This is a genomic window from Coleofasciculus sp. D1-CHI-01 (assembly GCF_040218875.1).
Classification (GTDB): Bacteria; Cyanobacteriota; Cyanobacteriia; order Cyanobacteriales; family Coleofasciculaceae; genus Coleofasciculus.
This window is the reverse complement of sequence record NZ_JAVJQP010000096.1, coordinates 36,568-48,955: the sequence shown is the minus strand read 5'-3', so window position 1 is coordinate 48,955 and position 12,388 is coordinate 36,568. Positions and strand designations below refer to the sequence as shown.

General features: G+C 46.0%; 20 protein-coding genes. 9 read left to right on the top strand and 11 right to left on the bottom strand.

Going from position 1 to position 12,388, the window contains the following annotated elements; translation table 11 throughout:
- Nucleotides 1–14: 14 nt before the first annotated feature.
- Entirely contained in the window at nt 15–173 is a 159-nt protein-coding gene (locus tag RIB93_RS18030; protein WP_446374177.1) for a hypothetical protein, read from the bottom strand.
- An 88-nt stretch (nt 174–261) separates the two neighbouring features.
- Here RIB93_RS18030 and RIB93_RS18025 point away from each other — a divergent pair, with 88 nt between their 5' ends.
- From RIB93_RS18025 to RIB93_RS18000, 6 genes are all read left to right on the top strand, one after another.
- On the top strand, nt 262–609 hold the full coding sequence (locus RIB93_RS18025; protein ID WP_446374175.1) for a rubredoxin: 348 nt from the start codon (nt 262–264) through the stop codon (nt 607–609).
- A 63-nt stretch (nt 610–672) separates the two neighbouring features.
- Nucleotides 673–1,683 (top strand): photosynthesis system II assembly factor Ycf48, encoded by a 1,011-nt coding sequence (locus tag RIB93_RS18020; RefSeq protein ID WP_446374173.1) that lies wholly within the window; start codon nt 673–675, stop codon nt 1,681–1,683.
- A gap of 392 nt (nt 1,684–2,075) precedes the next feature.
- Nucleotides 2,076–2,324, top strand: a complete 249-nt coding sequence (gene psbE / locus RIB93_RS18015) for a cytochrome b559 subunit alpha (protein WP_006106101.1) — start codon at nt 2,076–2,078, stop codon at nt 2,322–2,324.
- Between the two features lie 30 nt (nt 2,325–2,354).
- Nucleotides 2,355–2,486 carry a cytochrome b559 subunit beta gene (gene psbF / locus RIB93_RS18010; protein WP_006106146.1) on the top strand — a complete coding sequence of 44 codons (132 nt, stop codon included), beginning with the start codon at nt 2,355–2,357 and terminating at the stop codon, nt 2,484–2,486.
- Nucleotides 2,487–2,498: 12 nt separating this feature from the next.
- Nucleotides 2,499–2,621 (top strand): photosystem II reaction center protein L, encoded by a 123-nt coding sequence (locus RIB93_RS18005; protein ID WP_006106150.1) that lies wholly within the window; start codon nt 2,499–2,501, stop codon nt 2,619–2,621.
- 43 nt (nt 2,622–2,664) lie between these two features.
- Entirely contained in the window at nt 2,665–2,784 is a 120-nt protein-coding gene (locus RIB93_RS18000; RefSeq protein WP_446374171.1) for a photosystem II reaction center protein J, read from the top strand.
- Between the two features lie 137 nt (nt 2,785–2,921).
- Here RIB93_RS18000 and RIB93_RS17995 read toward each other — a convergent pair whose 3' ends face one another.
- Nucleotides 2,922–3,191: a hypothetical protein gene (locus RIB93_RS17995; protein WP_446374169.1), complete on the bottom strand. Its 270-nt coding sequence runs from the start codon at nt 3,189–3,191 to the stop codon at nt 2,922–2,924.
- 200 nt (nt 3,192–3,391) lie between these two features.
- Here RIB93_RS17995 and RIB93_RS17990 point away from each other — a divergent pair, with 200 nt between their 5' ends.
- Nucleotides 3,392–3,592 carry a DUF4278 domain-containing protein gene (locus RIB93_RS17990; RefSeq protein ID WP_446374167.1) on the top strand — a complete coding sequence of 67 codons (201 nt, stop codon included), beginning with the start codon at nt 3,392–3,394 and terminating at the stop codon, nt 3,590–3,592.
- 68 nt (nt 3,593–3,660) lie between these two features.
- Nucleotides 3,661–4,077: an arginine synthesis PII-interacting regulator PirA gene (gene pirA, locus RIB93_RS17985; protein WP_446374165.1), complete on the top strand. Its 417-nt coding sequence runs from the start codon at nt 3,661–3,663 to the stop codon at nt 4,075–4,077.
- A gap of 146 nt (nt 4,078–4,223) precedes the next feature.
- Here pirA and RIB93_RS17980 read toward each other — a convergent pair whose 3' ends face one another.
- From RIB93_RS17980 to RIB93_RS17945, 8 genes are all read right to left on the bottom strand, one after another.
- A complete protein-coding gene (locus tag RIB93_RS17980) occupies nt 4,224–4,742 on the bottom strand; it encodes a hypothetical protein (RefSeq protein ID WP_446374163.1) in 519 nt (172 codons plus the stop codon).
- Nucleotides 4,743–4,962: 220 nt separating this feature from the next.
- Nucleotides 4,963–5,454 (bottom strand): hypothetical protein, encoded by a 492-nt coding sequence (locus RIB93_RS17975; RefSeq protein WP_446374162.1) that lies wholly within the window; start codon nt 5,452–5,454, stop codon nt 4,963–4,965.
- Nucleotides 5,454–5,984 carry a hypothetical protein gene (locus RIB93_RS17970; RefSeq protein WP_446351698.1) on the bottom strand — a complete coding sequence of 177 codons (531 nt, stop codon included), beginning with the start codon at nt 5,982–5,984 and terminating at the stop codon, nt 5,454–5,456. Before RIB93_RS17970 ends, RIB93_RS17975 begins: the two co-directional genes overlap by 1 nt.
- Entirely contained in the window at nt 5,984–6,505 is a 522-nt protein-coding gene (locus RIB93_RS17965; protein WP_446374160.1) for a hypothetical protein, read from the bottom strand. Before RIB93_RS17965 ends, RIB93_RS17970 begins: the two co-directional genes overlap by 1 nt.
- Nucleotides 6,506–6,544: 39 nt before the next feature.
- Entirely contained in the window at nt 6,545–6,856 is a 312-nt protein-coding gene (locus tag RIB93_RS17960; RefSeq protein ID WP_446374158.1) for a hypothetical protein, read from the bottom strand.
- 411 nt (nt 6,857–7,267) lie between these two features.
- Nucleotides 7,268–8,389 carry a histidinol-phosphate transaminase gene (locus RIB93_RS17955; protein ID WP_446374156.1) on the bottom strand — a complete coding sequence of 374 codons (1,122 nt, stop codon included), beginning with the start codon at nt 8,387–8,389 and terminating at the stop codon, nt 7,268–7,270.
- Between the two features lies 1 nt (nt 8,390).
- Nucleotides 8,391–9,281 carry a metallophosphoesterase gene (locus tag RIB93_RS17950; protein WP_446374154.1) on the bottom strand — a complete coding sequence of 297 codons (891 nt, stop codon included), beginning with the start codon at nt 9,279–9,281 and terminating at the stop codon, nt 8,391–8,393.
- Between the two features lie 89 nt (nt 9,282–9,370).
- Nucleotides 9,371–10,291 carry a DUF928 domain-containing protein gene (locus tag RIB93_RS17945; protein WP_446374152.1) on the bottom strand — a complete coding sequence of 307 codons (921 nt, stop codon included), beginning with the start codon at nt 10,289–10,291 and terminating at the stop codon, nt 9,371–9,373.
- Between the two features lie 201 nt (nt 10,292–10,492).
- On the opposite strand from RIB93_RS17945, the gene RIB93_RS17940 reads away from it, so the two are divergent.
- Nucleotides 10,493–11,389, top strand: a complete 897-nt coding sequence (locus RIB93_RS17940) for a glycine betaine ABC transporter substrate-binding protein (protein ID WP_446374150.1) — start codon at nt 10,493–10,495, stop codon at nt 11,387–11,389.
- Between the two features lie 142 nt (nt 11,390–11,531).
- On the opposite strand, the gene RIB93_RS17935 is transcribed toward RIB93_RS17940, so the two are convergent.
- Nucleotides 11,532–12,290: a phosphoadenylyl-sulfate reductase gene (locus tag RIB93_RS17935; protein ID WP_446374148.1), complete on the bottom strand. Its 759-nt coding sequence runs from the start codon at nt 12,288–12,290 to the stop codon at nt 11,532–11,534.
- Between the last annotated feature and the right edge of the window lie 98 nt (nt 12,291–12,388).

The following is a 12,388-nucleotide window of genomic DNA, read 5'->3' as shown; positions in this document are numbered from 1 at the left end:
TGGAGACCAAACCCCTACAACTCCCTCCCATCTCCCTCATCTCCCTCATCTCCCTCATCTCCCTCATCTCCCTCATCTCCCTCATCTCCCTCCTCTCCCTCATCTCCCTCATCTCCCTCATCTCCCTCATCTCCCTCATCTCCCTCATCTCCCTCATCTCCCTCATCTCCCAATCTTCCCTTGTGCGTCAGGTCGGTTATTATGATAAATTTTTTAACATACGTTTTAAGATTTGCTGCATCAACTTAATGAAAGCCAGCGATGATCGAACCAGCTAACGAGCAAACCTTGGCCGAACTTGCGCCAAGTCGTTATGAATGCCGCTCTTGCGGCTACGTTTACGAGCCAAATAAGGGAGATAGTAACCGTAATATCGCCGCCGGGACGCCCTTTGAAGAGCTACCCAGCGACTGGCGTTGTCCAGTATGCAGTGCGAAAAAGCCCCAATTTCAGGATATTGGTGCCAGTGGTGCCCCCTCTGGGTTTCAAGAGAACCTCAGCTATGGCTTTGGGGTGAACCGTTTGACCCCAGGTCAAAAAAATGTCTTGATTTTTGGAGCCTTACTGCTAGGCGTTATCTTCTTTATAAGTTTATACGGACTGCGCTAAACCGAGGAGGCAATTCCTTAATACACCAATGTCTCAGTTACGCCAAACGACAGCATGTTGCCAATGAGCGATTTCATGAAAACCTTGAAACGAATCTTAATAGTCTTCGCGATCGCCTGCTTGTGTGTTAGTTGTAAGTATGCCGAACCCTTGGGCTATAACCCTTGGGAATTGGTTGCCTTACCCACCCAAGAAACGCTACGGGATATTGGGTTTACCGATAACCCAAGTCATGGATGGCTTGTTGGCAGCAATTCCACCCTCCTGGAAACCACCGATGGTGGCGAAACCTGGCAGGAGAAAGTCCTTGATGTTGGGGATGAGAATAAATATCGTTTCACATCCGTGAGTTTTGCAGATGACGAAGGCTGGATTGTGGGCGAGCCTTCAATTATGCTGCATACCACTGATGGGGGTGTTTCCTGGGTACGTATCCCCTTAAGTGAGAAGTTACCCGGAGATCCCAACACGATTTTGGCACTGGGTCCCCAATCAGCGGAGATGACAACCACAATTGGCGCAATTTACCATACCCAGGATGGAGGTAAAACCTGGAAAGCCCAGGTCGAAGAAGCCGTGGGTGTCCTTCGCAATATTTCCCGTTCCAACGATGGCAAATATGTCGCGGTTTCAGCTAGGGGGAACTTTTATTCAACCTGGGAACCCGGTCAAAGTGCCTGGGAACAGCATGAACGTAGTAGTTCTAAGCGTCTGCAAAATATGGGATTCACTGAAGACGGACGTCTCTGGGGATTAGCACGAGGAGGAATGCTGCAATTTAGTGGTAGCGAAGATTTAGAGGCTTGGGAAGAGCCAATTTATCCCGAATTTTCCACCAGTTGGGGATTACTGGATTTAGCCTACCGAACTCCCGATGAAGTGTGGCTTGCCGGAGGGAGTGGCAATTTGCTTTGTAGTTTTGACGGTGGCAAAACTTGGCTCAAAGATCGCGAAGTAGAAGATGTGCCATCCAACTTTTACAAAGTTGTCTTTATCACGCCAAAACAGGGATTTGTTATTGGTCAAGCAGGTGTTTTGCTCAAGTATGAACCCCCAGCAAAAACAACGGCTTGATCGCTCATAAATCTGTGGTTGCCATCTCGGCTTGATTATGGCGGTAAAGCCAGAAAGAACATGACCGCTGGTTCGTTAGGTTACGCCCTACGGTAAAAGATAAGCCAAGTTATGTTGTACGAGTAAAAAATAACTGCCTGTGGAAGACGGGCGGCTGCCTGTGGACGCTGAGTAAGACCATCACCAGATTGAGTTCTGGACTTTCTGCTCTCTTAGGAATTAGAAAGTGCCCAACGTGGCATCGGCGAATGAGACGGGAAATCCCAAAGACGAATAAGACCGTCCTTGTTTAGCTAAGTTGGAAATCCCAAATAAGAGCGAAGCAAGTTGGGGTACTTCACAATAGTAAGGTCGAGTGAATTATAACTGTTACTGGGAAGGAGGAATCATTTATGTCAGGAACTACTGGTGAGCGTCCATTCGGCGATATTGTTACCAGCATTCGTTATTGGGTCATTCACAGCATCACAATTCCGGCTCTGTTTATTGCGGGTTGGCTATTTGTCAGCACAGGTCTAGCGTATGATGTGTTTGGCACACCCCGTCCAAACGAGTATTTCACGCAACCGCAGCAGGAAGTTCCGATTGTGAGCGATCGCTACGAGGCGAAAAAGCAAATCGATCAATTTACCAAAAAGTAAAGTAAAATTTGGAGATTTCTGTAAAAGATCATGACTAATACTCCCAATCAACCCGTTTCCTATCCAATTTTTACCGTTAGATGGCTAGCGGTTCATACGCTAGCGGTTCCCACCGTCTTTTTCCTCGGCGCGATCGCCGCCATGCAATTTGTTCAACGATAGGAGATAAAATCCATGCCAGAACGTTCTCCCAATCCGAATAACCAGCCAGTTGAACTGAACCGGACCTCTCTGTTTCTCGGTCTATTGTTGGTTTTTGTTTTGGGCATTCTCTTTTCCAGTTATTTCTTTAATTAACTCAACTCAATCATTCGTTAGCTTGAACTAGGAGGTATTCGTCGTGTCTGGAAGTGGAAAAATTCCGTTGTGGGTTGTCGCCACAATTGCTGGAACAGGTGTTCTAGTCGTTGTTGGTCTTTTCTTCTATGGTGCCTACGCAGGCGTTGGTTCTGGGATGTAGGATAGATCGCTGTCCTCAGTTGAACTGAATATCTGAGAATTGACACCGCCAGTTTTGTGGAGACTGGCGGTATTTTATGCTGATTCGTCATTTGTCATTCGTCATTCGTCATTCGTCATTCGTCATTTGTCTTTGGTTCAAAACTCTCTTTCTCCCTCTGCTCCCCCTACTCCCCCAGCTCCCCCAGCTTCCTCTGCTCCCCCTACTCCCCCAGCTCCCCCAGCTTCCTCTGCTCCCCCTACTCCCCCAGCTCCCCCAGCTTCCTCTGCTCCCCCTACTCCCCCAGCTCCCCCAGCTCCCCCAGCTTCCTCTGCTCCCCCTACTCCCCCAGCTCCCCCAGCTCCCCCAGCTCCCCCAGCTCCCCCAGCTCCCTCATCGCCTCGGTACTGGAATTGGTGGGAAATCACCACTTTTATGTGATCATTTCTGGATAATTGACACTTTTGGCTCAAAAATGTAAAAATATATACAGAAATATTTTGATAAAGCTATCTGAATTCAGGGATCTATCCTAAGTCAGATGCGTTCTTAGTCCAATTAGAGCAAGGAGCTCATTTCCCCCAAGCAGAGATTCGCTGGTGGTGGAAATCAATCGGAGGCGTAAACCATGAAACTTCATTATCGAGGAGTCAACTACGATTCAGAGCCATCAATGGCAGACGTAACCGAAGGTGAGACGGGTGGCACATACCGGGGTCACACTTGGAAAATTCACAAGCCGAAGCTGCACCGGAGACATCCAGGGTCAGTTGGACGCCAAGGGTCAACGGAACTAACCTATCGGGGTGTCACGTATCGGCGCAGCTAAGATGCTTAGAGTCTAGACATCACTCAATTCAAATCACTTTTTTTAAAGACTTAAGGGAGACAAGACAGATGAAACGTTGTTATCGGGGTGTTCATTACAATGAAACACCATCCACATTAGACGTAAACGAAGGCGAGATTGGCGGCACCTATCGGGGTCAAAATTGGCGATTTCATTATCTCAGACATATTCCCGAACCCCCACCTACCCATGATTTGAAGTGGCGGGGTGCTGGATATCACCCAGGTGAACCCCGTGTTGTTAAGTCTACCCAGGTCGAGACACCGATGACGATGGTCGGAACTCGTTCTTGGTTTCTGAAGAATTCGCGCCAAAAAGCCTTCCAGCAAACCAGCATTACTCATCTGGAAAATATCTGTCAGTCCTTGGAACGTCGCTTAGATGTGGCGAGGGCAAAAGGAGATCAAACCTTAGTGCGTCAGCTTGAGAAAGAATCCGAGCAAATGACTTGTCCTTTGAGATAATAATTTCGTAGAGACGTTCCGGCGGAACGTCTCTATCACAGTTGGTTTGTCCTGTTGGCAATAAGGTTAGGACAGGTTTAATGACCCAAACAACAACCTACCAGTAATCAACCTTCTGCCCTAGAGCCTTTTGCTATATATCAAGCTCAGGGTTGACTCAGTGAATCGTCACTGTGGAGCTTAAATTTTATTTCATGGAGAGTTGAAGAATCAACAGAACCCGGTTGTGGAAAAATTAAAACAGACTGATCTCCGAGTTTGCCAGTCGCTAGCTTGAGTGTGATGTCAGCGTCTACCACTCTCAAATTTTTTATGCCACGGAAGGCTTGGAACGTTCGGTCAAGCAGAGCTGAACCTTCCTCTGGAGTCAGGGGTTGTAGTGGAGTTTCTTTTACCTGTGCAGACAAGCGTTGAACTTGAGATTGAAGCTGAGTATTAAGTTCTTTTAACTGAGCAACTTGAGGCTGTAGATCCTGTATTTGTTGCTGAGCTACCTTTATTTCTGTCTCGGCTTTTTGCTGAGCTTGAACCGCCTCTTGGGTTTTCTGTTTAAGTAGATTAATCTCTTTTTCAAGAGCTTCGATGGTTTCACTGGATAGCCGATTTTCTTTGATTAACCCCTCGATTTGCTGTTGAGCCTCCTTGATCGTTAGTGCTTCAACCATAATTTTGTACTACTCTCAATTTATGTTAATATAGTTTTCAATGGAAGAATGGGGGTACAAACTTTAAGTAGAAACAAAACACCAAAGCTTATAATTGTACCCCAATTCTGGAGATTTGTACATAGCTCAACTGAGCTAGTCAGGAACCCCATAGAAGACAGCTAGGGGCTTGATTCAAGCCCATACCTGACCAGCCTAAGTCCGTAAGAGGACTACATGACTATTCACTATCGGAAATCTGGATACTGCGAAGAGTTTGACCTCTGGGTTCCTTGACATCTACAATCCACCGTCGTGCTGCACCGACGTAGGTGGGTTCGACTTGCAGTTCGCCAAAGACGTCCTGCAAGCGAGTGATATCGGGACGAGAAAGAACCTGCTCGCGAATGTCTGACGGTTTCCGCACGGGTGGACGGATTTCCTCATTAGGGACTGCCACTAAGCGAGCGCGTAACCCAGATAGAACACCAGGATTAAGATCCGCTAGTCTTGCCTCTCCCGCACTCACAGGTCGAATATTAACTCCAGAACCGTCTTCGTCGAAGACCATTTTTAAGTCAATCTCCGTTTCGCTGATGGCGATACCTGTTTGCAACCCTTCAAGACCAACAGGATGCTCCAGTACCTCAGCATTGATCTGAGATTGAGCTTGGATCATCGACTTGCCGAACTCACTAAGAAAGGCATCAATACGCATCTTATCGTTCGCCATCAGACACCCCCTCCCTCGCGTTGATCTTCCACGGTGATTATCGGTTGTAAACGAGCGGGTACAGGTACTGGCACTAATTTAGCCGTCAATTTTGTGTGTACGCTAACGTCCCGATTCAAACGTCGTTCTGTTCTTAAGGATTGAGTCGCCGCAAACAGAGACTTGCGTTTGTTGGTATTGCCAGATTGAGTGACATTCTCCACCACTTTCAAATCCATGGCTACCTCTGCTGTTGCTTCAGAAAAGGCAAGGAACGTCGGCAATATCCCCAAATCGAGTAAGCTCACCCTGACAGGTTCAGCTTGTTGAAATTCTACCGTCCCATCTTCTCGGATAATCTGCCGAATACTGGGGACAATATCAACTTGAGTTTGTGCTAACTCCTGAACAACTTGGGCGGATGATAGATCAAGCCTCGCCTGTCCTTCGGCAATTGCTTCTGCAAGTTGAGTAAGGACTTCCGCTAATGACGCACCCGCCAGTTCCTGAATTGGCTCATTTGGATCTTTGGGTGTGAGATCGAATGCCATTATGCACCTCCATCAGGACGATTATCTACCACTGTCAATACAGGTGCAATCCGTTCGGGTGGGGGGACGGGGGCGAGGCGAGTAAACAAGCGACTTGTCCCCTGGACTTCCTTGCCAAATTTGCGGTTATGAGAGACATCAACCCTTACCGATGAACTCCATAAGGCAAAGCCAACTTTTGCCTTAGCGGATACGTTAACATTAGTCTGCCGACTGGTTGTCGTTTTAATGTCCATTGAAACCTCAATAGTGGCTTCAGAGAACTGGTAAAATGTCGGCAATAGACCAATTTGTAAAAGTGAGACATCAATAGGAGGTGATTGGGTAAAGCTGACTGTGCCATCCTCAGCAATAGTCTGAGTAACACCAAGCACAACCGGAACTTCTGTTTCTGCCAATAACTGTGCCGTGTTAACTGAATTCTCGTCTAAGGTAGCTTGGGCGGTGGCAATACCCATTGCTAGCTTGGCTACCATTTCGGGAAGTGGCACATCGAGAAGTTCTTGTCCAACGCTGGGCATGATTTATTCCTCTTCTAAAACTAGAACGTTAGTTTGACCTTAGTTAGAAGATGAACCCTGTGAGTTTTCTAAAGGCTGTGAAAAGGCGGTAAAACGCTGAGGATCTAAGGTGATACCTCCAACGAAAGCAATTTCACGAAGCTTGCGTAATTCCATAGCCTGATGGAACATAAGTTGGGCAATTACCCATACTCTGCCATCAATTAAAATTTGTCCTCCCTGGGAGGAGATGAGAGCTGGAAGATTGACTTGGGGATAAGCCGATTTTACCAAAAATGTTTGGTGTTGATTCGACTGGGGAAGCTGTAGGTTAATCTTAGCCCCAAAACTGTTGGCTACTTTGTCAATCATTTGTGTATCTTCACTCTCACTCTGCTGTTAGTCTGAAAAAATCACACTGGCAGTCAAACTCCCAAAGCTTTTCAACCTCAGGATAGGATGGGAGAGAATCGCCTTAGCTGCACCGATCATTTGCATCGAGTGATACTTTGCACAGGCATATATGGCTGATTTCAAGCAAGTTAATAACTTGAGTCAACTCAAGACTCTTAGATCATTAAAAAGCGCTTGGCTGATCATTATGCAGAATATAAATTTTGTAAGCTGAGTTAGCTGAGCTGTATTTATGCACTTTTACATCCCTTTGTCTTGATGGAATCAGCATAGTTCATTATTAAAAGGAATGTCAATCAAGTATTAATACCTATCTTTTTTCGAGCAGTATTAATACTTATCCTATCACCGAAAGAATAAAAAACCAAGTCAATGGAGCAGAACTGTTTGCAATCGTTCTAAGGTGCGCTGATTCTCCTCAGGAGAACCTACAGTAATCCGTAATCCGCCACCTGTATTTCGGATTACTGTACCTTGGACTTTCATTTGTTGAATAATCTGGCTTAAGCTATTTTGTTCCAGTTGGCGAGGGCGAATATAAATAAAATTGGCAGCACTCGACCAAACCTGTAAGCCGGGATGCTCTGATAATGTAGCTAATAATTTATCGCGTTCGGCAATAATTTGGGGAATCGCGGCTAAGAGTTGATCGCGGTGAGTCAGGGCGACAAGGGCGGCGGCTTGGGAAAAGCTGGGTAAATTATAAGGTAAGCGCATTTTTTCTAATGCGGCAATTAATTCTGGGTGGGCGATACAGTACCCTACCCGATGGGCGGCTAAGCGAAAGGCTTTGGAAAAGGTTCGCAGAATTGCCCAGTTGGGATGTTTGGATAATTCTTTAACAACTGAGGTGCGGCTAAATTCAAAGTATGCCTCATCAATCACCACCAATATATCATCGGGTAAACTCCGCAACCATTTGAGTTCAGCCGCCGTGAGTGCATTTCCAGTCGGAGAGTTGGGGTGAACCACGAAAACGACACGGATAGGGGGATGTTGAGATTGGGCGATCGCACGTTGGGCTTCGGCTAGATTAATCTCAAAGTTATCCGGACAACGCTCAACTGTTACCACCGGAATTCCTAGGGTTTGCGCCAGAATCCCGTACATGGAAAACGTGGGATTAGCGACGAGAATTGAACCTTCTCCCCGTAAACAGGTGGCAATTAATAGAGAACGAATCAGTTCATCTGAACCGTTACCGACTGAGATTTGGCTAGAGGTTACGGGTGTTTCTAGAGAAGCCGATTCAGTCACATAGTTCGCGATCGCGTCTTTGAGGGCTTGATGAGAACCATCGGGATAGCGGTTCGCCTCAATCTCCTGTTGATATGTCCATGTCAGCTTTTCTTTTAACTCAACGGGCAAATCATCAGGACTTTCATTTGCATCCACGCGATCGAGGGATGTGATTGGTTTACCCGAATCTCCCCCTGGATGAGGAGTGTAAGCCGTAAATTGAGCCAAATCTGACCGGATGAACCCCAACATATTAGTTACCTATTTCTAGTGATACTTGTTTGCCCATTCCCTGTTCCCTGTTTCCTGTTCCCTTTGCCCTCGCCAACGTAATAATGGTAACTTCTGGCGGACAAAATAGGCGTCCAGGTGCGTAAGTTCCTAAACCCCGATTCACATACATACGATTTGCACCAATCTGATGCATTCCTTGACCCCATTCCCAATGATCGACCACTCGATAACATTCTCTCAGGAAGGGAATCCATTTGTGCAGGGGTCGAGGGACATATCGCCGCAGAATCGGTAGCAATAAGGCGATCGGTCCAAATCCGGGAATTACCACTTGACCCCCATGGGTATGACCCGATAGTTGTAAATCAATGCGCCATTCCTGCAAGGGTTCAGCCGTGTCTGGGTTATGAGATAAGACGATACGGGGTATTTGAGGATCGATTTGGTTCATCACCGGGGCGGGATTGAACTCACGCGACCAAAAATCCGCTAATCCCACCAAGGCTAATTCTTTCCCTAAAGGATAGACAATTTCATTCCATAAAACACCCACGCCAATCCGGGTTAGCGCCTCAGTGACTGTGGTTTTGGCTTGGTGATGATAAATATCGTGGTTTCCCAGTACCGCATAGACTCCAGCACGACTTTCCAGATATTTTAATCGCCGTACCAGTTGATGAATCGGTTCTGGCTGATAGGTGATGTAGTCTCCGGTTAACAGCACTAAATCCGGTTCAGCCTGATTACTGACTTGAATTGCCTCAGCTAACATCGCTTCCGACAGCCGAAAACCATCATAATGTAAATCGGTAAGCTGTACCAATTTGGTTCCTTGTAACGACGGCGGCAAATCGGCGATCGCAACCGTTATCCGCTCAACCCTTAATCGTCCTGAAAATACCCACGCCATAGTATTGGTTGTAATGAATCTGGCACGACTGATCCCAGATTAGCTTAGCGCTAAACTGGATGGATTCCTTGTGATCCCCTATACTCAGGTTACTCCGTCGATTCCGAAAACTGATCGGCTATTAGGGCTGAATGACATTGCGCCAACGGTTTTCTAGCAATGTCGGATAATCCAACTTGCTGCAATACAGATTGCCAATTTGATGCTAGAGTAGAATCCTCAGGCTCAGAACAACGCAACTGGACTAGACTGTCAAGAGTTTCATACCAAATCCCATGATTGGCATATATAGCAGGCTTCGCCTCAGGTGTAGCTCTGTCTAATTCCTGATTAATTCGGGAATTTGGCGTAACTCTGTGTATCCACCCCGCGACATAAGTGCTGTCACTGCGGTCATACTGATCAAAAATGATACTGAAATACCAGAAATAGGGTCTGCCCACCTCTAAGGGGGGTAAATTTGGAGCATTGGCTAGATCAACAGCAACAATGCTATCACTCGCTTGTAGTGGTATTTCTTTTTCATAAATGATAGTTTTTAAGTTTTGATCGTAGAAACTAAACTCAGCCTTCACATTTTGTAAACTTACGTCCGGAATATAAAAATATAATGTTGGATATTCATCGAGAGTTTTGCCAAATGTAGATTGAGGGATTAACGCCATTAACGGAATCGGCGGGCGGTATCCTTGGCAACGAGTTGCGGCATAGTCTTCAATCCTATTTCCTGGTGTAATGTCTAATTGATTTAAGACTTCTTTGTCAGGAGTCTTCAGGGTAATTTGTTCCTTGGCATAGCCACACTTTACCAAATCTTTAATTTGAGTTTCATTATTAAAATTTGTGACAAGCAAAGACTCGGCTTGTGCTGGCTGTGAAATCGTTAATCCAATTAGAGTTATCCATGAGCTTAAACAAGCTAGCATCCAAATTTTATGACAAATCATAGTATTCGCGATCGCGTTCTGCATGACTATAAATTCAGTATAGCTTTCCCGGTGATTGGTCATTAGGACTAGACTTGGTCTAGATGTCCACAGGACGAATTAAAAAGAATGGAATTGACTGGTTATTCTATTGGTATTTTCTTAATGTTTACTTTATAAAGTAGTGATGAGGTGTGTCGGTCTCAGTTTTGGATCAGCAGCCACTTAGTAGGAAACTGATCTGTTTCTTGATACTATACAAGAATGTTGAGACTTGGTAGATTTATGCCCCGAATGCGTCGAACTGTTACGCTGATTGGACTGGCTGTGTTGACGATGCTGTTCGCGATCGCTTGTCAGAGGGGTGGGAGTGCAATTAAGGTCGGATCGAAAGATTTTACTGAGCAATTTATTTTAGGAGAAATGTATGCTTTGGTACTGGAAAACCAAGGTTTTGATGTCGAACGGAAGCTAAATTTAGGCGGAACACCCGTGGCGCAAGCGGGTTTGGAAAGTGGTCAAATTGATTTATATCCAGAGTATACGGGGACGGCTTTGTTGACTGTGTTAAATCGTCCTGTCAGTAGTGATTCGCAGCAGGTTTATCAAACAGTGGCGGATAGTTATCAGGAGAAATATAATTTGGTTTGGCTAGAACCTGCACCGATGAATAATACGCAAGCTTTGGTCATGACGCCAGAGGGGGCGAAAGACTATACTATTAAAACAATTTCCGATATGGTTGCTCAGGCAAGTCAATTAACTCTGATTGGTCCACCAGAATTTGAGGTGCGTGAGGATGGATTACCGGGGTTAAAACAAGTTTATGGGGACTTTCAGCTTGAAACATTTATTCCGGCTGATCCAGGATTAAGATATCAAGCCTTAAGCGAAGGTCAAGCCGATGTCGCTGTGGCATTTGGTACTGATGGTGAAATCAGCGCGTTTAATTTGGTTGTATTAGAGGATAATCAAAACTTTTTTCCGCCTTATCAAGTTGCACCAGTGGTGCGTCAAGAAACACTGGACAAGCATCCAGAAATCCGAGACGCGCTGAATCAGCTAGCGCCCAAGTTAACGAATGAAACGATGCGACGACTGAATTATGAAGTGAGTGGCAAAAAGCGCGAACCGGCTGAGGTGGCTAGAGAGTTTCTGATCCAAGAAGGCTTTTTAGAATGATTGAGGTTGTGCCATATAGTGGCACACCTAATTGGATGAATTTTGTAGGGGCGCAAGGCTTGCGCCCAGAAAACTGTCCTGGGAAGGAATTACCATGAGGACAAGTTTGACATTAAGGTTTAAATGCAGAACAGCTTATTCCTTACAGTGAACTGGAATCGAGACTCTGGGCTTCACCTTGAGTCTTTGGCAAATGTAAACCACATTCTTGCTTAATTCCCCGGAAGCGGGTGTCGCGTTCATGCTGATCTTCTGTAGTCACTGGGCGGCTTGAGTGCCAATCGCCTACAGTTGCATAGCCGAGTTCACGCAAGGGGTGATAGGGCAGATTGTGTTTCGTGATGTACTCATGGACATCTTGGCTACTCCAGTGCAGAATAGGTAATACCTTGTAAATCCCAGACTGAATATCTATTGGACGCAATGTCTGACGGTGATGTGTCTGTTGAGCCCGCAATCCCGCTAGCCATGCTGTTGCTTTTAAGTCTTTTAATGCCCGTTGCATGGGTTCGACTTTACGCATATAGTCGTATAAATTCAGCGCTTCGGGATCATCTTTTGTCCAGAGTCTGCCATAAAGGGCTTCCATACGGGCTGGACTAATGGGCGACTGATAGACGTGTAGATTCAGATTTAATTGTTCGGTTAACTTTTCAGCAAATCTGTAGGTTTTTGGGGGTAGATACCCTGTATCGACCCAAATTACGGAAATGTCAGGCACGATGCGAGTGACTAAGTGCAGCATCAGCGCTGATTGGATGCCGAAGCTCGTACTCATCACCAAACCATCGCCAAAGGTTTCGGCTGCCCATTTAACCATTGAGGTAGCATCGGCATCGACGAGTTGTCGATTGACCCCCTCTAGATCCAGTTGAGTTTTCTGTGCGATCGCACTTACCATTTCCCTAAACTCCCAGTCTTCCTACCCGTCTTGTGGTTGTTTCCAGTTCCGTGATTTATAGTATACCGATTTAATCTACGGTAACTTGGTCGGTTTAC

Excerpts from the sequence above, each read along its gene's own strand:
- RIB93_RS17935 (WP_446374148.1), bottom strand. The coding sequence starts at position 12,290 with ATGGTAAGTGCGATCGCACAGAAAACTCAACTGGATCTAGAGGGGGTC.
- RIB93_RS17975 (WP_446374162.1), bottom strand. The coding sequence starts at position 5,454 with ATGGCGAACGATAAGATGCGTATTGATGCCTTTCTTAGTGAGTTCGGC.
- psbF (WP_006106146.1), top strand. The coding sequence starts at position 2,355 with ATGACTAATACTCCCAATCAACCCGTTTCCTATCCAATTTTTACCGTT.
- RIB93_RS17965 (WP_446374160.1), bottom strand. The coding sequence starts at position 6,505 with ATGCCCAGCGTTGGACAAGAACTTCTCGATGTGCCACTTCCCGAAATG.
- RIB93_RS17980 (WP_446374163.1), bottom strand. The coding sequence starts at position 4,742 with ATGGTTGAAGCACTAACGATCAAGGAGGCTCAACAGCAAATCGAGGGG.
- psbE (WP_006106101.1), top strand. The coding sequence starts at position 2,076 with ATGTCAGGAACTACTGGTGAGCGTCCATTCGGCGATATTGTTACCAGC.
- RIB93_RS17955 (WP_446374156.1), bottom strand. The coding sequence starts at position 8,389 with ATGTTGGGGTTCATCCGGTCAGATTTGGCTCAATTTACGGCTTACACT.
- RIB93_RS17940 (WP_446374150.1), top strand. The coding sequence starts at position 10,493 with ATGCCCCGAATGCGTCGAACTGTTACGCTGATTGGACTGGCTGTGTTG.
- RIB93_RS18020 (WP_446374173.1), top strand. The coding sequence starts at position 673 with ATGAGCGATTTCATGAAAACCTTGAAACGAATCTTAATAGTCTTCGCG.
- RIB93_RS17945 (WP_446374152.1), bottom strand. The coding sequence starts at position 10,291 with ATGACCAATCACCGGGAAAGCTATACTGAATTTATAGTCATGCAGAAC.
- RIB93_RS18025 (WP_446374175.1), top strand. The coding sequence starts at position 262 with ATGATCGAACCAGCTAACGAGCAAACCTTGGCCGAACTTGCGCCAAGT.
- RIB93_RS17960 (WP_446374158.1), bottom strand. The coding sequence starts at position 6,856 with ATGATTGACAAAGTAGCCAACAGTTTTGGGGCTAAGATTAACCTACAG.
- RIB93_RS17950 (WP_446374154.1), bottom strand. The coding sequence starts at position 9,281 with ATGGCGTGGGTATTTTCAGGACGATTAAGGGTTGAGCGGATAACGGTT.
- RIB93_RS17990 (WP_446374167.1), top strand. The coding sequence starts at position 3,392 with ATGAAACTTCATTATCGAGGAGTCAACTACGATTCAGAGCCATCAATG.
- RIB93_RS18005 (WP_006106150.1), top strand. The coding sequence starts at position 2,499 with ATGCCAGAACGTTCTCCCAATCCGAATAACCAGCCAGTTGAACTGAAC.
- pirA (WP_446374165.1), top strand. The coding sequence starts at position 3,661 with ATGAAACGTTGTTATCGGGGTGTTCATTACAATGAAACACCATCCACA.
- RIB93_RS17970 (WP_446351698.1), bottom strand. The coding sequence starts at position 5,984 with ATGGCATTCGATCTCACACCCAAAGATCCAAATGAGCCAATTCAGGAA.